This is a genomic window from Mycobacterium sp. WUMAC-067 (assembly GCF_020217485.1).
Lineage (GTDB): Bacteria > Actinomycetota > Actinomycetes > Mycobacteriales > Mycobacteriaceae > Mycobacterium.
Window position 1 is genome coordinate 66,955 of record NZ_JAEKMI010000015.1, and the last position, 20,646, is coordinate 87,600.

Here is a 20,646-nt window from a genome sequence, read left to right on the forward strand (position 1 = left end):
ATGCAGGGTGCGGTTGCTGGTCTGGTGCTGCTGGCGGTGCTGGTGATTTTCGCCATCGTCGTGGTGGCCAAGTCGGTGGCGCTGATACCGCAGGCCGAGGCCGCGGTGATCGAGCGGCTGGGCCGCTACAGCCGTACCGTCAGCGGGCAACTGACGTTGTTGGTGCCGTTCATCGACCGCATCCGGGCCCGGGTGGACCTGCGTGAGCGGGTGGTGTCGTTCCCGCCGCAGCCGGTCATCACCGAGGACAACCTGACCCTCAACATCGACACCGTCGTCTACTTCCAGGTCACGGTTCCCCAGGCGGCCGTCTACGAGATCAGCAACTACATCGTCGGCGTCGAGCAGCTCACCACCACCACGCTGCGCAACGTGGTCGGTGGCATGACGCTGGAGCAGACGCTGACGTCGCGCGACCAGATCAACGGGCAGCTGCGCGGCGTGCTCGACGAGGCCACCAACCGGTGGGGGCTACGGGTCGCGCGGGTCGAGTTGCGCAGCATCGACCCGCCGCCGTCGATCCAGGCGTCGATGGAAAAGCAGATGAAGGCCGACCGCGAGAAGCGGGCGATGATCCTGACCGCCGAAGGTATGCGCGAGGCGGCGATCAAGGAGGCCGAGGGTCAGAAGCAGGCGCAGATCCTGGCCGCCGAGGGCGCCAAGCAGGCGGCGATCCTGGGCGCCGAGGCGGAGCGGCAGTCCCGGATGCTGCGCGCCCAGGGGGAGCGCGCCGCGGCCTACCTGCAGGCGCAGGGGCAGGCCAAGGCCATCGAGAAGACCTTCGCCGCGATCAAGGCGGGCCGGCCCACCCCGGAGATGCTGGCCTACCAGTACCTGCAGACCCTGCCGGAGATGGCCCGCGGCGACGCCAACAAGGTGTGGGTAGTGCCCAGCGACTTCAACGCGGCGTTGCAGGGATTCACCAAACTCCTGGGCACCCCGGGCCAGGACGGGGTGTTCCGCTTCGAGCCCTCGCCCGTCGAGGACGCGCCCAAGCACAGCGCCGACGACGACGCCGACGTCGCGGACTGGTTCTCCACCGAAACCGACCCCGCGATCGCGCAGGCGGTGGCCAAGGCGGAGGCGATCGCCCGTCAGCCGGCGGAAGGCCCCGGCGAGCTGACTCAATAGGATTGCCACATGAGTGCGTTGACTTCACCGAAGACCTACGCGGCGCTCGCCGCGTTCCACGCCGTCGACGCGGTGGCGTGCGGCGTGCAGGTGGCTCCCATCAGGAAGACCCTCGACGACGTGGGCGTCCCGGAGAACATCCGGCCCGTGCTGCCGGTGGTCAAGGCCGCCGCCGCAGTCGGCCTGCTGTCGGTCACCCGTTTCCCCGTCCTGGCGAGGTTGACGACGGCGATGCTGACGCTGTATTTCGTGTTGGCGCTCGGCGCGCACGTCCGAGTGCGCGACAAGGTCGTCAACGGCCTTCCGGCGGCGTTGTTTTTGGCCTTGTTCGCGGCGATGACGGTCAAGGGCCCGGACCGCGGTTAGTCCAGAGTCAATTCGACCAGCGGCAGCGGGGTGTTCGTGTCGGTGATCGGCGCACCGAGCGTGTCCTCGAGCACCGGGCGCATCCGCTCCCACGTTTTGGGGTGGCGGGTTCGGTAGTCGGCCAGCGTGCGGTCGGCCTCGTGTTGGTCGAGGACGCGCGCGGCGGCGGGCCTCGGCCCGTGGCTGCCGGCGTACACCCGCACCCGCGGGTTGGCCGCAATGTTGCGGAACCACTGGGCTTTTCGGCCAAATCCGGACGCCACGACGTAGGTGCCGGGGGACGGATGGTCGATGACCTCCAGCACCGCGTAGCGCGGCACTCCGGATTTGCGGCCGATGTGCTCGAGCAACAGGATGCGCGAGCCGAACAGCGCGCCCGCCCGGGCCTTGTAGATCCAGATCGGTGCGCGCATCAGGTGGCGCGACCGCAGCAGCCGTGCGGCGAGCGTGGCGGGGAGCGGAGACGATTGATCTCGTGGCACGCTCCCCATCCTGCACTCAGGGTCGCGGCGGCTGCGCCGGGGACGGGGGCGGCGGGGGCGGCGCCGGGAAACCCTCGTGTGGCGGTCCCGGCGGGGCGGCGTGCGGCGGTCCCGGCGGGCCGGGCGGGCCGGGCGGCGGCGCGAATCCCGGACCGGCCATCGGCGGCGCGTGGAACAGCATCGGCGGCGGCCCGGGGGGAGGCGGCGGCCCGGGCGGGCCGACGCTGACGATCCAGGCGAAGGCGATGGCCGCGATCGTGCCGAACGCGCCCACCAGCGCGCCCGCCACCCCGGCGCCGATCACCACGCCGGTGGAGTGACGGCGTCGCTCGTGCGGTCGATGGGCGGGAGGCGGCTGTGGCGGATTGGGGGGCGGGGTCTCGATGTCGTCGTTGGTGGTCATGCCACGGACGCTAGGAGCCGGATCTGAAGTGGGCCTGAAGAACCGGCGCCTTATGAGTCCCAACCGCCACTGCCGTCACCAGCGGAAGGACGTGGTGTTGTGCCCACCTCTGCGCGACAACGCCGAGCACGAGATTGTCGCTCGGAGGTGGGCAACAAACACATCGCCGGCCTGCGGTGACGAACGAGGCTGCCGTGACGAAGCGACCAGGCCCGCGCCTTCAGGTTGGTTTCAGCACCGGCGCCGACAATGGTGGTCATGACCGATTGCCTCCGCCCGGCCGCCGGTAGCGGCGGCCACTTCAGCGTCGGCACGCCGCGGGTGCTGGTCGTCGAAGACTCCGAGACCATCCGGGAGATGGTCAGCGAGGCGCTCACCGAGGTCGGCTACCACACCGACGCCCGCTGCGACGGCGACGGCCTCGAAGAGATTCTCGACGGCATGCGCCCCGACCTGGTGGTGCTCGACGTGATGCTGCCCGGCCGCGACGGGTTCGCGCTCATCGACGTCATCCGCGAATGGGGCGACGTCGGGATCGTCATGATCACCGCTCGCGACGGGCTGCCGGACCGGCTGCGCGGCCTCGACGGCGGGGCCGACGACTACGTCATCAAGCCGTTCGAGTTGGCCGAGCTGGTCTCGCGGGTCGGCGCGGTGCTGCGCCGGCGCGGGCGCCTGCCGCAGGTGGTTCAGGTCGGCGACGTGACGCTGGACCTCGGCGCCGGAGTCGCCGCGCGCGACGGCCACCGGCTCGACCTGACCGCCACCGAGCTGCGCGTGCTGGCCTATCTCGTGGAGCAGCGGGGCCGCATCGTCAGCGCCGGCCAGATCCTGAACGGGGTGTGGGGCTATGACGCCTACGACCCCAACCTGGTGCAGGTGCACGTCAGCGGGTTGCGGCGCAAGCTCGAGGCGCACGGGCCGCGGATCCTGCACACCGTTCGCGGCATCGGCTACCGCCTGCAACCCGAGCGGTCATGACGGGCGCATCGACGACGCCGACTCCGTCGCTGCAACGGCGAGTGACGCTCGTGGTGCTGGCGCTGCTGGCGGTCCTGCTGGTGGTGCTCGGGGTGACCATCGACGTCACGATGGGCGTCCTCACCCGCCGCAACCTGCACGACCGGCTGCTCGCCGCGACATCGCGCGCCGACGCGCTGAGCGCCGCGCACACCTCACCCGGTCTGATCGCGGCCGAACTCAACGGCGGCGGGATTCGCGCGCTCGTCGTCACCGCCGACGGCGCCGCCTACGGGGACCGCGGGATCGCCCCCGACCTGACCGCCGGGCCGGTCGAGCCACCGCCGCCCGTTCCGCCACCGTATCCGCCGCCCGTTCCGCCTCCGCCATATCCGCGGCCGCCCCCGGCGCCTCCGCTCCCGCCGTATCCGCCTCCGCCCCATGCATTTCCGCCGCCATGGCCCGGCCCTCCGCCGGATGCCACCGCGACGGCCGTGGTGCACCCGTTGCCCGGCGGCTCCCGGGTGATCCTCGTCGCCGACACCACGCAGACGACGCAGGTCACTCATCAGCTGCGTGGGCTGCTGATCGCGGCGGGCCTGGTGACCCTGCTGATCGCGGCGCTGTTGCTGATCGCGGTGAGCCGGGCGGCGCTGCGGCCGCTGGACCGGCTCACGGCGCTGGCCAACGCCATCACCACCGGGGACCGCGGCCGTCGCCTGCATCCCGAGCGCACCGATACCGAACTCGGCCGCGCCGCAAGCGCTTTCGACGGGATGCTGGACGCGTTGGAAACGTCCGAGCGCCGGGCCCGGAACGCCGCCGACACCGCACAGCGCGCGGAGACGGCGACCCGGCGATTCCTCGTCGACGCCGCCCACGAGCTGCGCACCCCGATCGCCGGCATCCAGGTTGCCGCCGAACAACTCGCCAACAGCGCCTCCGAACAGCACGACGAGGGCCAGTATCGCCGGGCGACGCTGCTGTTCTCCGACGCGCGCCGCGCCGGCCGGCTCGTGTCCGACATGCTGGACCTGAGCCGCATCGACGCCGGGCTTGCGCTCGAGCGCGATGACGTCGACGTGGCCGCCGTGCTGGATGGCGAAGGCGACCGAGCCGCCATGCTGGCACCGCAGATCACGGTGCGCCGCACCGGATTACCGACGCTGACGCTCCAGGCCGACGCGACCCGCCTGTCGCAGATCGTGTCCAACCTGCTCGATAACGCCCGCCGGTACACGCCGGTCGGCGGCGCCATCACCGTCGACCTGCGCGCCGACGAGGACGCCGCGGAGGTCACCGTCACCGACACCGGCCCGGGCATCCCGGCGGGGGAGCGGGATCGCGTCTTCGAGCGACTGGTGCGCCTCGACGCCGGGCGCGCCCGCGATCACGGCGGTGCCGGGCTGGGGCTGGCGATCGCGCGGGCGCTGGCCCGCGCCCACGGCGGCGAACTGGTGTGCCTGCCCCACGAGGGCGGCGCTCAATTCCGGCTCAGCCTGCCGATCAACGCCCGGCGCTCGGGATAGCTGGTCAGGGCTTGTCGATGCCGGGAGCAAATCGTCCCGCACGGACGGTCATGATTGCTCCTTCACATCTGCGGTCATGGCCACCAGCACGCGCTTGAACCGTTCGACCAGCGTTTCGATTTTGTCCGCGGTGAACACGTCGGTATCGAATTCGACGCGAAGACCCAGTTCGTGGCCTGGCGCGACTTGCACCGAAAGCGGGTAGTGGTTGTATTCGCGGTTCGTAAAGCCATTGATCTTCAACTCGGCGACGGCCGACAGCGCGGCGGTGTCGATCGGATAGTTCTCGTACACGAACATCGTGTCGAACAACTGGTCGTGTCCCGTTATGCGGTGTATTTCGCTAAGGGCCAGGTGCTGGTGGTCAAGGGTCTTGGTGTAGGCGCTTTGCAGCTGCTCGAGCAGGTTGGCGGTGGTCGTCTCCGCGCCGATGGTCGCCCGGACCGGGACCGTGTTGATCAACAGACCGACCATCGATTCCGCGCCGGCCAGGTCGGTCGGCCGCCCGGACACCGCGGTGCCGAACACCACGTCGTGCTGGCCGGTCAGCCACGTCAGCAGCAGCGCCCACGCGGCCTGCAAGACGGTGCTGACCGTGGTGTGGAACGAGCGCGCCAGCTCGCCCAACGCCTTCGTGGTCTCCGCGGACACTTGGAACGACTCCGCACCGCGCGCACCGAGCGCTGGGCGCCCCGGGGGTCCCACCAGGCTGGGAGCGCCGAACCCGTCGAGAACCTCACGCCATGCTGTCTGAGCCGCGCCACGATCCTGTTCGGACAGCCAGGTGACGAAGCTGCGATACGACGGGGCGGCGGGCAACCGCACGCCGTAATAGCCGGCGAAGATTTCCTGCAGCAGGATCGGCTTCGACCAACCGTCGAGCACGATGTGGTGGTTGGTGAGCACGAACCTATACAGATCGTCTGCGGTGCGGATCAAGGCAGCCCGGAAGGGTGGCTGGCCGGCCAGATCGCAGACCGCGATGCGTTCGGCGGTACACAGCTGCTGGACCTGTTCCTCGACATCGGTACCTGCCGAGCTCAGCTCGACGTACTGCCAGGCCAGCTCCGGATCGGCGGGCAGGACCTGCACCGGTTCGCCGAAGTCTTCGCGGAAACCGGCCACCAGGTTCGGGTGGCGGGCGACGACGGCCTGCACCGCCTCGCGCAAGCGCTGCGGATCAAGGGCACCACTGACGGTGATATCGAGCTGCACCGCATACAAGACGTCACTGCCCTGCTCGCTGCCGGCGTAGTACAGCAGGCCCTGCTGCAGCGGGGTTAGCGGCAACACATCGCCGATCCGGTACCGCTGCGCCAGCTTGTCGATGTCCCGCTGGGTGAGACGGGCTGGCGCGATGTCGGACGGGGTCAAGCCGCTCCCACCGCCGCGCACGTGCGCGCAGATGCCGGCCAGCGCGTCGAACCACAGCTCGGCGAGCCGGCTGACCTGCTTGTCATGCAGCGCCGAACGCGCCCAGGTCCAGTTGGCCTGCAGCTGCGGGCCGGCCTCGGTGTCCATCGTGAAGGCGTTGAGCTCCACGGTGTGCGCCAGCGGCATCTCCACTGCGCCCACGGCGCCGCCCAGCGAGAAACTGTTCTCGCTGAGCCGCCATAGCTCACTGGAGAGCTCGGCCGCACCACCCAGGCGACCCAGGTAGTTGAAGCCGATCACGGGGTCGGACCCACCCAGATCGACCTCGGGGGTGAGGTAGCGCAGCAGGCCGTAGGTCACGCCGTCGGGCAGGGCGCGCAGCTGCTCCTTGGCGTCCTTGATCGCAGCGCCCAGTGCATCCTCACCGGCTATCACCTGTCCCCAGGACAGGCCGCCGACCGGACCCCCGAAGTTCAGGGCCACCGGGTACTTGGCGGTGAACCAGCCCACCGCCCGCGACAAGTCGACGTGCGGGGCGAGCTCCTCCTGGCGGCCGTGGACCTCCACCTCGATGCCGATCGGGGCGGTGACGCTCAAGAATTGGGTCCACGCCAGCCCGAACGCGATCAGCAGGATGTCCTGAACCCCGGCATGAAACGCCGCCGGGGCCTCACCGAGCAGCAGGCGCGTCGTCTCGACATCCAGCGACACCGACAGTTGGCCGGCGCTGACGTAGGTGTCCTCCGCCTGTACCGGCGGCAGCGCGGCCGGGATCGCCGCCACCTGACGCCACGCCTCGGCCTGGGCCATCACGTCCGCGCTCTGCGCGTACTCAGCCAACAGCGACGACCACCGGGCAAACGACGTCCCGGTTGCCGGCAGCGCCACCGGCTGGCCACTGCGGTGCTGGGCCCACGCAATGTTGATGTCTTCCAACAGGATTCGCCACGACACGCCATCGACGGCCAGGTGGTGAATGATCAGCGCCAACTGATTGGTCGACTCGGCCCACACCGCGCGCAGCAATGCGCCGGTCTCCGGGTGCAGGCGTGACCGGGCCGCCACCAACGCCTCAGCCGACAGCGCGTCGACGGTGTCCACGCAGCCCCCGGCATCTACCGTCCCGGCTTCGGGCACCCACAACGACCAACCGCCGGCGCCGTCGTCGTCGACGCGCAGCCGCAACGTCGCATGGTGGTCCAGCAACGCCTGCAGGACCACCGTCGCGTCGGCCTGTGCGACACCCGCGGGAGCTTGCAACACCATCGTCTGGTTGAACTGTTCGACCGGACCCTCGACGCTGTGCAGCCAGCGCATGATCGGGGTGGCGACCACCGACCCGATGCCCTCGTCGACGACGCCGCCCTCGCCGTCGGCCACCACCGTGGCGACCTGCGCGAGCCGCGCCGCCGTCTGTTCGACGAAAACGTCACGCGGACGGCACATTACGCCGGCCGCGCGGGCACGCGCCACGACTTGCATCGACAGGATGCTGTCGCCGCCCAGATCGAAGAACGAGTCATCGACACCGACCCGTTGCACACCCAACACCTGGGCATAAATGCCGGCCAGGATTTCCTCGACCGCGCTGGATGGAGCCCGGTAACGGTCGACATCGGAGTATTCGGGTGCCGGCAGGGCGCCGACATCGAGTTTGCCGTTGACCGTCAAGGGCAGCGCCTCGAGCACGACGATCGCGGTCGGCACCATGTAGGTCGGCAACCGTTCACCCAATTGGCTACGGATCTCAGCCGGGTCGGCGGCCCCGGTGATGTAGCCCACCAGCCGCTTGTCGCCGGGGCGGTCCTCGCGCGCGATCACCGCCACATGACCGACCCCGTCCAAACCGGCGAGGGCCGCCCGGATCTCACCAAGCTCGATGCGGTACCCGCGGATCTTGACCTGCTCATCGGCGCGACCGATGTAACGCAGTTGACCATCGGCACCCCAGGACACCAGATCCCCGGTGCGATACATGCGGGCCCCCGGCGCCCCGAACGGGCACGCCACAAACCGCGTCGAGCTCAACCCCGGCCTGCCCACATACCCGGCGGCCAACCCGGCACCGGCCACGTACAGCTCGCCGACCACCCCGGCGGGGACCGGACGCATCCACCCGTCGAGTACGAAGAAGGCAAGGTGGGTCAACGGCAGGCCGATGGGGCTGGCATTGCTGTCGACGTCGCCGTCGACGATCTCGCGGAACGAGGCGTGCACGGTCGTCTCGGTGATGCCATACAGATTGATCAGACGCGGCAGTCCGGGATGATGGTTCAGCCACGTCTGCAGACGCTGGGGTTCGAGCGCCTCGCCACCGAACACCACCGCCTGCAACTTCAGCTGTTGACCCAGCTCCGGGGCGAGCCCATCAGCGGTCTGCAGCGCATAAAACGCGGACGGCGTCTGGCTCAACACGTTGACCTGTTCACGAACCAGCAAGGCGTGCAACTCTTCTGGCGAACGCACTACCGAATCGGGCACCATCACCAGCCGCCCGCCATACAACAGCGAACCGAAGATCTCCCACACCGCGAAGTCAAACGCCAACGAATGACACTGTGTCCACACCTGTCCCAACGTCAACTGGGCGTCCAGCGAATCCAGCAACTGGGTGACGTTGTGGTGAGGCACCGCAACACCTTTGGGTGTCCCGGTCGTGCCCGAGGTGTAAATGATGTAGGCGATATTGTCCGCGGCCGGCGCCGCCAACGGCGTCTCGGGCTGGGCGGCCACCGCAGGGTCGTCGATGTCGATGAGCGCCAGGCCCGACCCCTCCAGCCGTGACCGCATGTCCGGGTTGGTGACCACCGCGATAGGCGCAGAGTCGCCCAACACGAACTCCATCCGCGCCGCCGGCAACGTCGGATCGATCGGCACATACGCGGCACCGGTTTTGAGCACAGCCAGCATCGCCACCACCGCCTCAGGCGTGCGCGGAAGCAACAGGGCCACAGCCGTACCCGGGGCCGCACCCTGCGCAATCAGCAAGTGCGCCAACCGATTAGCGGACTTCTCCACCTCGCGGTAAGTCCATGAGCGATCCCCATAGCTGATCGCCACCGCCCCCGGGTCGCGGACCGCCGCCTGAGCGGCGAACAATTCGGGGATCGAGACCGCGGACATCTCCGGCTCGGCCAGCACCGCCCGATTTCCCCACTCGTCGAGGCGGTCGTGCTCGCTCCGGTCGAGCAGATCGATCGACGACAACCGCCGGGCGGGATCGGCGATCATCGCCACCGGCGCCCGCCGCAGCCGGTCGATCAGCGTGTCGATGGCCGCACGGCTAAATGCGTCCGTGTCGAATTCGACGCGAACACTCAGTTCGTGGCCCGGCGTCGCCACCACCGAAAGCGGATAGTGGTTGAATTCGCGGCTGTCGAACGCGGTAACGGCCAGGTCGTCGGCGCCCAACAGGGCACTGGCGTCGATCGGATAGTTCTCGTACAGGAACAGCGTGTCGAACAGCCGATCGTGGCCGGTGGCGCGGTGGATCTCGGGGAGAGCCAGATACTCGTACTCGAGGGTTTCGTTGTGGACGCGCTGCAGCTGCTCCAGCAGATCGGCGACTGTGGTCCGGGTGGTGGTGTTGGCCCGCACCGGCACCGTGTTGATCATCAGGCCCACAATGGATTCCGAGCCGATCAGCTCGGTCGGCCTACCGGAGACCGCGGTGCCGAACGCCACATCATGCTGACCGGTGAGCCACATCAGCAGCTGCGCCCATGCGCCCTGCAACACGGTGCTCACGGTGGTGTGGCACACGCGGGCCAACTCGGTCAGGGCGGCGGTGGTCTCGGCGGACATCCGGAAGGATGCAACGTCGTGGCGCCCTACCTGGCCGGGCGTGCTCACCAATGTCGGGGTCTCGAAACCCGCCATCACGTCGCGCCAAGCCGCCTGCGCCGCACTGCGATCCTGCCGATCCAGCCAGCTGACGAAGCTGCGGTACGACGGGGCCGCGGGCAGTCGCTCGCCGTAGTAGCGGCCGAACACCTCCCGCATCAGGATCGGCAGCGACCAGCCATCGGCCACGATGTGGTGAATGGTGAGCACCAACCGGTATTGGTCTTCTGCGATGCGGATCAACGCCGCGCGGAACGTCGGCTTGTCAGCCAGGTCGCAGACCGCGGCGCGCTCAGCGGCACACAGGCGTTCGACCTGCCGATCGGCGTCCCCGCCCGCGGGGTCCAGCTCGACGTCCTGCCACGCGATCACCGGGTTGGCCGGGATGACCTGCACCGGCTCACCGAAGTCTTCGCGGAACCGGGCCACCAGGTTGGGATGGCGGTTGACCACCGCCTGCACGGCCTCGCGCAGGCGGTGCGCATCGAGGGAGCCGTTGACCGTCATACCGAGCTGCACGGTGTACAGGTCGTGCAGATCCGGCGCGAAGCTGGTGTGGAACAGCAGACCCTGCTGCACCGGGGTCAGCGGCAGCACGTCCACGACATCGCCGTGCGCGCAGAGTTCGTCGATCTGCCGCTGGCTGAGGCGGGCAGGAGCGATATCGGACGGGGTAAGCCCGCCGCCCCCGGCTTTGACGTGCGCGCAAATACCGGCCAGGGCCTCAAACCACAACTGGCTCAGCCGGCTGACCTGATCGTCTTTCAGCGCCGAGCGCGCCCACGTCCAGTTCGCCTGCAGCTGGGGTCCGGCCTCGGTGTCGATGGTGCCGGCATTGAGCTCCACCGTGTGCGCCAACGGCAGGGGCACCGCCGCAGCCACACCCGCGAACGACAGACTGTCCGCGTTGACCCGCCACAACTCGCCGGGCAGGTCGGCACCACCACCGAGACGGCCCAGGTAGTTGAACCCGATCGTCGGGTCAGACCCACCGAGCTCAACCTCAGAGTTCAGGTAGCGCAGCAGACCATAGGTCAGTGGATCGGGCAGGGCGCGCAGCTGCTCCTTGGCGTCCTTGATCAGAGCGCCCAGCGCGTCCTCACCGGTGACCACCTGCGCCCACGACAGGCCACCGGCCGTCACCGCGACCGGATATTTGGTGGTGAACCAGCCCACCGTGCGCGACAGGTCGACAGAGGGTGCCAGCTCCTCCTGGCGCCCGTGACCCTCGACGTCGATACCGATCGGCACGGCCGCGCCGGTGCCGAGAAACTCCGCGAACGCCAGCCCGAAGGCGATCAGCAAGATATCGCCGACCCCGGCGTGGAAGGCCGCCGGCACCTCGCCCAGCAGCAGACGGGTTGTCTCGACATCCAGCGACGCCGAGAGCTGGCCCGCGGACTGGTAGGTGTCCACCTCGGGTTGCACCGCCGGCAGCGCGGCCGGTGTTGCCGCCACCTGTCGCCACGTCGCGGCCTGCGCCACCACCTCGGCGCGGCGCGCATGCTCGGCAAGCAGCGCCGACCACCGCGCGAACGATGTCCCGCCTGCGGGCAATGCCACGGGCTGGCCACCGTGATGCTGTGCCCAGGCGATGTTGAGGTCTTCCAACAGGATTCGCCACGACACTCCGTCCACGGCCAGGTGATGAATGATCAATGCCAGCTGGCCGGTGGACGTCGCCCACACCGCGCGGAGCATCAGTCCCGCCCCAGGGTTCAACCGCGACCGGGCCTGTGCCAGCGCCTCATTCGACAACGCATCGACGGTATGCAGGCATCCGCCCGCGTCCACCGGCCCAGCTTCGGGTACCTCCAGCGACCAGCCGCCGGCGCCGTCGTCGTCGATGCGCAGCCGCAACATCGCATGCCGATCGAGCAACGCCTGAAGGACAACCGACACGTCGGCTTCGGTCACACCCGCCGGAGCGGCGACCACCATGGTCTGGTTGAACTCGTCGATCGGGCCCTCGACGCCGCGCAGGCAGCACATGATCGGGGTGGCCACCACCGGGCCGATGCCCTCGTCGACGACGCCGGCTTCGCCATTGGCCACCGTCGCGACCCGCGCCAGTCGCGCCACCGTCTGTTCGACGAAAACGTCACGCGGGCGGCACATTACGCCGGCTGCCCGCGCGCGGGCCACGACCTGCATCGACAGGATGCTGTCGCCGCCGAGGTCGAAGAACGAGTCATCGACCCCTACCCGCTGAACCCCGAGGACTTGGGCGTAGATGTCGGCCAGGATTCCTTCGACCGCGTCGGCCGGCGCCCGGTACTCACCGGCGGTGAATTCGGGTGCGGGCAAGGCGCGCTTGTCGAGTTTGCCGTTGGCCGTCAACGGGATTGCCGGCAGCACGACCACTGCGGCGGGGACCATGTAGGCGGGGAGGCGTTCGGCCAGTGCTGCGCGGATCTCGGTCGGGTCGGCGGTGCCGGTGATGTAACCCACCAGCTGCCGGATGCCGGGGCGGTCCTCGCGGGCGATGACCGCCGCCTGGTCCACTCCATCGAGCGCGGCCAGGGCGACCTGGATTTCGCCGACTTCGACGCGGTACCCGCGGATCTTGACCTGCTCGTCGGCGCGGCCCAGGTGTCGCAGCTGCCCGTCCGTACCCCAGGAGACCAGATCGCCGGTGCGATACATGCGTGTCCCGGGGGCCCCGAACGGGCACGCCACAAACCGCGACGCGGTCAAACCGGCACGCCGCACATATCCGAGTCCCACGCCGCGCCCGGCCAGGTACAGCTCACCGACCACCCCGGCCGGCACCGGCTGCAGCCACTTGTCGAGCACGAACATCGCCGCCCCGGGTATCGGCGACCCGATCGGCACCAGACCCGGTCCGGGCTTCAGCGGCGTACTCATCGACGCACACACCGTCGCCTCGGTCGGGCCGTAGGCATTGATCATCACCCGCCCGGGTGTCGCCCAACGATCCACGACGTCGGTCGGGCAGGCCTCACCGCCCACCACCAACGCCGTCGACTCCAACCCCTCCGGTGACAGCAGCGCCACTGACGACGGAATCTGCGCCAGCACGCTGACGTGTTCCGCGACCAGCAACGCGTGGAGATCTTCCGGGGAGCCGGCGACTGACTCCGGCACCACCAGCAGCCGTCGACCCCGCAGCAGCGCACCCCAGATATCCCATACCGATAAGTCGAAGGCCGAGGAGTAGCACTGCGCCCACACCCCACCGGGCGGCAGGCGTTCGTCGAGCGCCTCGATCAGCCAAGTGACGTTGTGGTGCGTGATGGCAACGCCTTTGGGTGTTCCGGTGGTACCGGAGGTGTAGATGATGTAGGCGACATTTTCGGGGGCGGGATTCGGAAGTGGGGTGCCGGGCTGGGCCTCGATGGCGGGATCGTGGGCATCGATGACCGGCAGGTCGGATTTGTCCAGCCGTGAGCGCAGCTCGGCGGTGGTGATCACGGCGGTCGGTGCGGCATCGGCAAGCACGAACTCCATCCGCGCCGACGCATGCGCCGGGTCGACCGGCAGATACGCGGCCCCGGTCTTGAGCACGGCCAGCATCGCCACGACCGCGTCAGTGCACCGGGGGAATAGCAGCGCTACACACTGCCCTGGGCCGACCCCACGAGCGGCCAGAAGATGCGCCAGCCGGTTCGCGGCCTCATCGAGTTCCCGATACGTCATGGCGCGGCCGTCGAAGGTCACCGCTACCGCCTCGGGGGTGCGCTCGGCGTGCTCGGTGAACACCACCGGAATCGACACCGGCGCGGTGACCGGCTGGGTTAACGCCGCGCGATGCGACCACGTATCGAGCCGGCCGTTTTCTTCCTCATCGAGGATTTCGATCGAGGAGATCGGCCGTTGCGGATCGGCGGTCATTTCCATCAGCACCTGCTGGAGGCGTGCCGCCAGGTAGGGAACGCCGAAGCTCGAATAGGGCTGTCCGGCGCCCGCCGTGCTGAGAAACAGTTGATCACTGGCCCCGATGAAGAACAGTCCGAAGTGCCCGGCGGGGCCGTTGTTGGTGTAGGTCGCGGTTGCTGGAGCGCCTCCGAGCTCCAGGGTCAATCGAGACGGGATGAAATTGACGCCGACCCTGTGCGCTGGCTCTCTCAGGCTGCGAGAGCCGTCTTCACCGTCGAGCCGGTGCACCGGAAACCGCTGATGCTTCAGCAATTCCCGGATCTGTATGTCAACGTGCTGACAGAAATCGGCGACCGTTGTCTCCGGTGACGTCTGCAAGACCAGGGGCACAACTCCGGCGAGCATCCCCGGGAGCGTCTTCGACTCGGGACGTACCCGCCGGCTGACCGGGAAATCCAGTGCCACCTCCGAACCGCTTCCCGACCATGCATGCACCACGAGCGCGCATGCCGCTGTGATGACCGAGTAGCGACGGATGCGCAGCTTCTTGGACAGTTCTTGCATGCGGCCGACGGCAGTCGCATCAAATTGAACTGACGCCGACGGCGAACACGAGTCCCTGACGGCGTTGGTTTGGGGGAGCTGATAGTCCTGTCCGCTCTCCGACGGAAGGTTCTTGCGCCAGTACGCTTCGTCTTCCAGATAGTCGGTGGATCCTTCGTATCCCGACTCGAGATCAACCAAATCTTGCGCCGAGCCGAAATAGGCGTCGGGGACAGGCATTCCAGCCACGATCGCCGAATAGATGGTGGCAACCCGACGCGACACCAGCGCCATGCCCAATCCGTCTAACACGATGTGGTGGCAGCAGCCGAACAAATAAAACTCCTCGGCCTGCGTCTGGAACAGGACGAATCTGAGCAGCTGGCCGTTCAACGCCATCGGCGTGCGCTGGATGGAGGAAGCCCTCCGGCGGACGTCCAGCAGGGGATCGAATGAGCCGGTCAGGTCATGAAACTCGAGCTCGATGTGCGGGCAGTCGATCGGCTTTTGGAGGACCTGGCCATCGATCTCGAAGAATGAAACCCGGATTGGCTCGGCTTCCGCCACCGCTTGGCGGATCGCCCGCTCGAGGACACCACGCCGTATCGTGCCGTCGATCTTTATCAACAGGCCGAGCTGCCAATCTGTACCGGCATGGCCCGATTCCTGCGAGAGCCAGATGTCTAGTTGTCCGCGTGTCAGCGGTAACGCCAGGCCATCACGCCCCATCGACTCCCCCAGAGCTCCACCCACTCGCCCCGCTTACCCGAGTGGTTACCGGTCAAAATCCTGCCCGTCGTCTGCCCGTCGCGCAGAGATTTCGGCCGAATGTCCGGCCAATTTTTGTTCGATGTGATGCAGGCACGCGCGCGTCGGCTCCCGCGGCGACCATCCGCCACCCAACTGGAACACCGCCGACGGCCGGCCACAGGCCGCGCGCCCAGTGGCGGGGACACCTCGTTGGACGAGGTTCTCAGGCGGCCGTCGTGATGCGTGAATCCGGTTGAAGGGCCAGCGAATTGGGATCGAGACCGAAGCGCGGACCGGCCGAACACGAGCTGGTGATCGAACAGGTATGCGCCTTGGCGTGGCCAGGCGTCTGGCGGTGGCGCGGGGTGAACGATCAGCTGATCGGGCGGCCGGACTTGGGCGCCACATGGCCCCGAGAGCCCGACGCGCGTCTTGTTTCCGGATCGGTCTAACGGTTGCCAACCGTGCCGGGAGGTAACAGTGTCGCAGCGGATCGGCGATTTTGCCAACGCGCGCGGCGGACCGCGGTTAAACTCCCTTCGATTCGGGGGATTTACCGCCGGCGATGCACCTGATCTCGGGCGATCAACGTGGAGCGCAGGCACCGGTAGGACGTGGGTGTTGAGTTTCGCCATTGGGAGGGGCGTCAATGAACCGACGATCGGACTATGTCTTCACTGAACTCAGCTACCACACGGACGACTGCGTTCCGGTAATCCAACAATACCTTGACTTTCTGGTCCGAGGCGACGGCCGAAAAGCTCATTGCCCATTTACCGAAACGATGCTCGGAAAACGCCAATTCTACTATGATACGAGTAATTTTCTCCTGGATGAGGAGGAATTTTTCCGGGCTATAGCGGAGATGCGTGAATTTCACGCTAGACATTCTGATCGTTATTTGGTTGTCGGGGTGGCGTACCAGAATGTCGAAAACTTCTTGGAAGCGGTCGCCGCCCAGGGTGAAGTGTGGCGGCAGAAATTGAGACTTGAGCTCATAGCTGCTGGTCTGACGATTGCGTGGACGCATCCGAAAAATCCACTCGGTACCCACACAGATCGCGATAAGCCTGTCGAGCCCCTTTGGGTGAGCGATATTCCACTTCTTATGCTCAGGAATCTCGACAAGGGCGATGAACCGTTCATGGTGAGCGCCGATTCCAAGTCAGCGTTCGTGCTGGGCATGAAGTATAACGAAACGATACCTATCGAAATACGTCCTGCCGCGATAAACCCGCAGCTGCAACCGCACTATAAGCTGACTGCCCTGGCGGATCTCATGAACCATGTTCGACTTTCCTCCGTCCGATCGGTATCAGCCGATTTGGCCGGAGACCTCACGGTCGTCATGAAAAGCGGAAAGACCTACGCGCATGCGTGGAGTCCCGAGCCCGCGATATCGGAGGAAATGCAAAATGCGTGAGCTTGCGAGCACCCGGACTGACGACAGGCGGGAATGCCCCTCTATCTGAAGTGATCAACGTTGGGGGCAGGAAAGCTTAACAACTTCGACTCGAGGGGAGCGCGGGGCGACTACATCTGGAAAACAACAATGAACGCAGCCTTCCGGCAGTGGTGACGTTGCTTTTCGGCGACTAGATAACAAATATTTACGCTGGTGAACATTCCGGTTTATCAGGTGAACATGTCCGCGACATCACATTTCCCATGGACAGAGGGAGACTCGATTGGATCTGCGCTGCAAGAAGTTCGAGAATGTACCCACGCTTAACCGCGTGGATTCGCGCGGACTTACGCATGACCGCGCATTTATTGTGCTCACCCGGTTGACGAAATCGGCACATAGTTTATTGCGCGAATAAACATGACGGGCAAAGTCGAAACAAGGTGGTGCCACATGGATTTCTACGCAGTTCGTCGGCGGCGTGTTCCTAGCCGGGGGTCTTGGTGACAGGGGTCGAAATGCTTGCCGCCACAGCGCAAAGATCACGGGGCGCCTGCGAGGCGGCCGCAATCCCGCGAGGCTTCCCAGCTCCCAGGTTCGTGCGGCCGACCATTGCGGTGCCGACCGTGCTGGTCTGGCTTGGGTCGCTCGTTGCGTGGTGCGGGGCGACGGCGGCGGTTCTCTGCGGAGTGAGTGGTTGGTGGTTGGCGGTCACCATCGTCGTTCAGGGTCTCGTAACGTTTTCCATGTTCTCCGTGCTGCACGAAGCGATTCACCACACCGTCGGCCGGCCAAAGTGGATCAACCAGGTGTTCGGTCGCTTGTCGATACCGTTCGTCTCGTTGTTCGCAACATTTCCACTGCTCGCGTATACGCATCTCGCACACCACCGCAACACCAACGAAGGTATCCATGAGGATCCGGACGCCTGGAGCATCACGGGTCCGCGTTGGCAGCTGCCGTTGCGCTGGTTGACGATCGATGCCTGGTATTGCCGCTTTTACCTGATGCGCCTGCGCCGGCGCCCCCGCAAGGAAGCCGTGGGGTTTGCCATACACGTCACTCTGGCGCTTGCCTTCGTAACCACCATCGTGATTCTCGGCTACGGGCGCGAGTTGGTGCTCATCTATTTCATCCCGCAGCGGATCGGCATGGTGATCCTCGCGTGGTGGTTTGACTGGCTGCCTCATCACGGCCTTGTGGCGATAAAGACCGACCGATTCCGGGTCACCCGCGCTCGGGTTGGCTGGGAGCGTGCTCTGTGTCTGTTGTTGATGTATCAGAACTATCACGTGGTTCATCACATCCATACTGCGATTCCTTTTTACCTGTACGTAAAGGCATGGAGGGCTGCAGAATCCGACTATCTGGACCGCAACGTCCCAATCAGCACCGCGTGGGGGCAGGAAATGACGCCTTCGGAGTACCGCAGATGGCGGGAGGTCAGAAGCGGCATTGTCGAAGCGGATCGCGGTGATCGCCTCGCGGAGATCTGGGGGTAGCGGCTCGGCGATGGTCGGGTGTTGGCTGCGGGCCTTGATCTTGACGGTGCGGTATCGGTGGGCGGTGCGCGCGAATGTCTTGATGTTCCAACCGGTTTCAGCCTCGATGAAGTGGCTGATGGCGACCGCGGCGCCGATGCTCCGGTCTCAACCGCGAAGTTCCACAAGAGGTCGTGCGACGAATCCCCGGCATTATCACAGTCTTTAGGCGTTATGCGGGGCGTTGTGCGGTGTAAACGGTGATGGCCGCCCCGGAAACCGAGACGGCCACCTCGACGCGGCTAGCGCATTGCCGCTCTCACCATCCCGGCGGCCCCAACGGTCCGCCCGGCCCCTGTCCCGGCGGCGGTCCCAGCGGTCCGCCCGGCCCAGGCGGTGGTCCGCCGAATGGTCCACCCGGCGGAGGCGGTCCCGGCTGGCCCGGAGGCGGCGGCGGTGGCGGGGGATCCGCACTCGCCACCCCGGCACCGATGCCGGCCACGGCGGCCCCGAGCGTCCCCGCGAGCAACGAACCAGCGATGAGTTTCTTGAACTTCACTCGGCCCATCCATCCTTCCAATTGTCGTTTCCCTACCCGGCGACGCGAAATCGTCCTTCTCGCACCGCTTGCCGCGAGGTTAGGAAGTCAGCCTGAAGCTGACCTGAAGAAGGACGGGGCCAGAGTGCTCAGCGCGGCGACGACGGCGCGGTGATTGCGGTCAGGTTCCACTTGTCCAGCCACGGCCGCACCAACTCGGCGACGGAGAATTTGGCGCGGGCCGCGCACCCGGCCTTGGGGGTGTAGGGGTCACCGCCGCGGATGAGGATGCCGACGGCGCTGACGGTGCCGTCGCGTTCGTAGAGGTATACCGGGCCGCCCGAATCGCCGCATTGGCCGCTCGCCAGGAACACGACCTTGCTGTCGGTGATCTCGACGATCTGCCCGCAGGCGTCCGCGCCGGAGCCCATGCCGAACTTGCACAACTGTTGTCCGACTTGAAGGTTGGTGGCGACGCCGGTGACCGGCAGCGACGCGGCGACCGCCGCCGACCGGGGAACGTTGTCACCGTCCAGCGTGATCAGACCGATGTCGTGCTGTTCGCCGTGGACCCCCTCGCTGATCGTCTGGGTGAACGTGCCCAGCGCCGTGTAGGGAAGGACCCCGCCCAGGTTCATCGTGACCTTGCTCGGCCCGCCGGGACGATTGCAGTGACCGGCGGTGAGGATCCCGCCCTGGCCGTCGCTGGTATGCACCAAAAACCCTGCGGTGCAACCCATTCCACCGGATCCGTCGCCATACTGGACGTAAATTCCGGCGCCCGGGCCGATGGCGCTGGCCGCGGGCAGATCGATCGGCGCCAGCGTCGGCGGCGGCGGTGCGGGAGGCTGCTGCGCCGGGGAGGCGGCCCTGGGGTACAGGCAGACGGCCGCCACCAGGGCGGCGGTGCTGCACACCGCCGCGAGGATGAGCAGCGTGGTGTGGAGTTTGGCGCGCCGCGGCAGCACGTCGGCGAGCGTGCGGGTTTTCGGCTTGCGCCGCCGCTGGTCGCGGCTGGGCAGGAAGCCCAAGACGGCGAGCACCGCCAACACCACGGCACTGAGCGGGAGCGCGACGGTACGAGCCGGCGAATATGGCGACCCCCAGCTGGCGAACTCCAGCGCGTACACGCCCCCCATTAGATCGATCTTTGCCGCCTCGCGCGGCGCTCTCAACAGAGTTGGTGGATCAGCTGATCGTGGCCGGCTCGGGCGAGGGCTTGTCGTCGAGGCGGCGGTGTGCGAGGCGGTGGTGCCGACGGAACTGGCGGACCTCGATGATCAAGCCCGCCAGGCCAAGCGCGCTGGTGATCGCCGACACCAGGTACAGCAGCGAGTTGGGGTGGCCGGCCAGCGCGTCGCCGAGGACGACGACGGCGGTGGTGCCGGGTAGCAATCCGGCAAGCGTCGCCAGGCCGTACGGCAGCGCCCGCACGCTCGACGCACCGGCGGCATAGTTGAGCGCCGAGAACGGCACCGCGGGAATCAGTCGCAGCGACACGATGGCCAGCCAGCCCCGCCGCCGCAGCCGTTGTTCCACCGTGTGGATCGATCGGTGGCGCACCAGCCGGGTCAACCGCCACCCGGCCGCGCGCACCAGCAGCATGGCGATCATCGCGCTCGCGGTGCTGGCGACCACCGCGAGCGCGACGCCCAGCAGCGGGCCGAAGAGCAGCCCGGCCGCCAGCGTGAACGCGGTACGCGGGATGGGCACCACCGTCACGACGATGTGCGCCACCAGGAACGCGAGCGGGAACCACGGCCCGAGCGACTGCGCCCAGTCGCGCATCTGCACCGGCGAGGGCAGCGGAAGCAACGACGCCAGCACCAGCAGCGCTGTGATGCCCACCACTGTCCAGACGACCCGCGACCGAGACACGCTGCGCGCCGCCGCGCCGATGGCGCAGCCGAGATCGCGAAGCGTCGCGGTGATTTTGCTGGTGGCGGAACCCGTCACGGCATCCAAGGTTACGGGGCGCAGATGAATTGGGCGTTTCCCGCG

At 67.2% G+C, this 20,646-nt stretch carries 12 protein-coding genes and 1 pseudogene; 6 read left to right on the forward strand and 7 right to left on the reverse strand.

Translation table 11 applies throughout. The features are described from left to right. Together JF781_RS13120 and JF781_RS13125 are read left to right on the forward strand one after the other, a co-directional pair. Positions 1 to 1,131, forward strand: a complete 1,131-nt coding sequence (locus JF781_RS13120) for an SPFH domain-containing protein (protein ID WP_225328654.1) — start codon at positions 1 to 3, stop codon at positions 1,129 to 1,131. A 9-nt stretch (positions 1,132 to 1,140) separates the two neighbouring features. Next, positions 1,141 to 1,497, forward strand: coding sequence for a DoxX family protein (locus JF781_RS13125; protein WP_225328655.1), 357 nt, complete (start codon positions 1,141 to 1,143; stop codon positions 1,495 to 1,497). Here JF781_RS13125 and JF781_RS13130 read toward each other — a convergent pair. Together JF781_RS13130 and JF781_RS13135 are read right to left on the reverse strand one after the other, a co-directional pair. Next, positions 1,494 to 1,988 (reverse strand): nitroreductase family deazaflavin-dependent oxidoreductase, encoded by a 495-nt coding sequence (locus JF781_RS13130; protein WP_225328660.1) that lies wholly within the window; start codon positions 1,986 to 1,988, stop codon positions 1,494 to 1,496. The two genes, JF781_RS13125 and JF781_RS13130, sit on opposite strands and share 4 nt — an antisense overlap. 7 nt (positions 1,989 to 1,995) lie before the next feature. Then, complete coding sequence (locus JF781_RS13135; RefSeq protein ID WP_225341173.1) at positions 1,996 to 2,382, reverse strand: hypothetical protein; 387 nt, start codon at positions 2,380 to 2,382, stop codon at positions 1,996 to 1,998. Between the two features lie 249 nt (positions 2,383 to 2,631). Between JF781_RS13135 and JF781_RS13140 the strand changes: the two genes are divergently transcribed. Continuing rightward, positions 2,632 to 3,363, forward strand: coding sequence for a response regulator transcription factor (locus JF781_RS13140; RefSeq protein ID WP_225327552.1), 732 nt, complete (start codon positions 2,632 to 2,634; stop codon positions 3,361 to 3,363). Next, positions 3,360 to 4,871, forward strand: a complete 1,512-nt coding sequence (locus JF781_RS13145; RefSeq protein WP_225327553.1) for a HAMP domain-containing sensor histidine kinase — start codon at positions 3,360 to 3,362, stop codon at positions 4,869 to 4,871. The genes JF781_RS13140 and JF781_RS13145 overlap by 4 nt, the downstream gene beginning before the upstream one ends. 48 nt (positions 4,872 to 4,919) lie before the next feature. Here JF781_RS13145 and JF781_RS13150 read toward each other — a convergent pair whose 3' ends face one another. Beyond that, positions 4,920 to 15,200: a non-ribosomal peptide synthetase gene (locus JF781_RS13150; RefSeq protein WP_225327598.1), complete on the reverse strand. Its 10,281-nt coding sequence runs from the start codon at positions 15,198 to 15,200 to the stop codon at positions 4,920 to 4,922. A 670-nt stretch (positions 15,201 to 15,870) separates the two neighbouring features. Between JF781_RS13150 and JF781_RS13155 the strand changes: the two genes are divergently transcribed. Beyond that, complete coding sequence (locus JF781_RS13155) at positions 15,871 to 16,644, forward strand: 1-aminocyclopropane-1-carboxylate synthase (protein WP_225327554.1); 774 nt, start codon at positions 15,871 to 15,873, stop codon at positions 16,642 to 16,644. 599 nt (positions 16,645 to 17,243) lie between these two features. Continuing rightward, a complete protein-coding gene (locus JF781_RS13160) occupies positions 17,244 to 18,128 on the forward strand; it encodes a fatty acid desaturase (protein WP_225327555.1) in 885 nt (294 codons plus the stop codon). Here JF781_RS13160 and JF781_RS13165 read toward each other — a convergent pair. The 4 genes and pseudogenes from JF781_RS13165 to JF781_RS13180 form a co-directional block, all read right to left on the reverse strand. Then, positions 18,078 to 18,260: pseudogene (locus JF781_RS13165) on the reverse strand (IS1634 family transposase); the annotation flags it as partial. The gene JF781_RS13160 and the pseudogene JF781_RS13165 sit on opposite strands and share 51 nt — an antisense overlap. Before the next feature lie 166 nt (positions 18,261 to 18,426). After that, the gene (locus JF781_RS13170; RefSeq protein ID WP_225341174.1) at positions 18,427 to 18,666 is read right to left on the reverse strand and encodes a hypothetical protein; all 240 of its coding nucleotides are present in this window, start codon (positions 18,664 to 18,666) and stop codon (positions 18,427 to 18,429) included. Between the two features lie 128 nt (positions 18,667 to 18,794). Beyond that, on the reverse strand, positions 18,795 to 19,784 hold the full coding sequence (locus JF781_RS13175) for a S1 family peptidase (RefSeq protein WP_225327556.1): 990 nt from the start codon (positions 19,782 to 19,784) through the stop codon (positions 18,795 to 18,797). A gap of 49 nt (positions 19,785 to 19,833) precedes the next feature. Next, positions 19,834 to 20,601 (reverse strand): TVP38/TMEM64 family protein, encoded by a 768-nt coding sequence (locus JF781_RS13180; RefSeq protein ID WP_225327557.1) that lies wholly within the window; start codon positions 20,599 to 20,601, stop codon positions 19,834 to 19,836. Positions 20,602 to 20,646 lie beyond the last annotated feature (45 nt).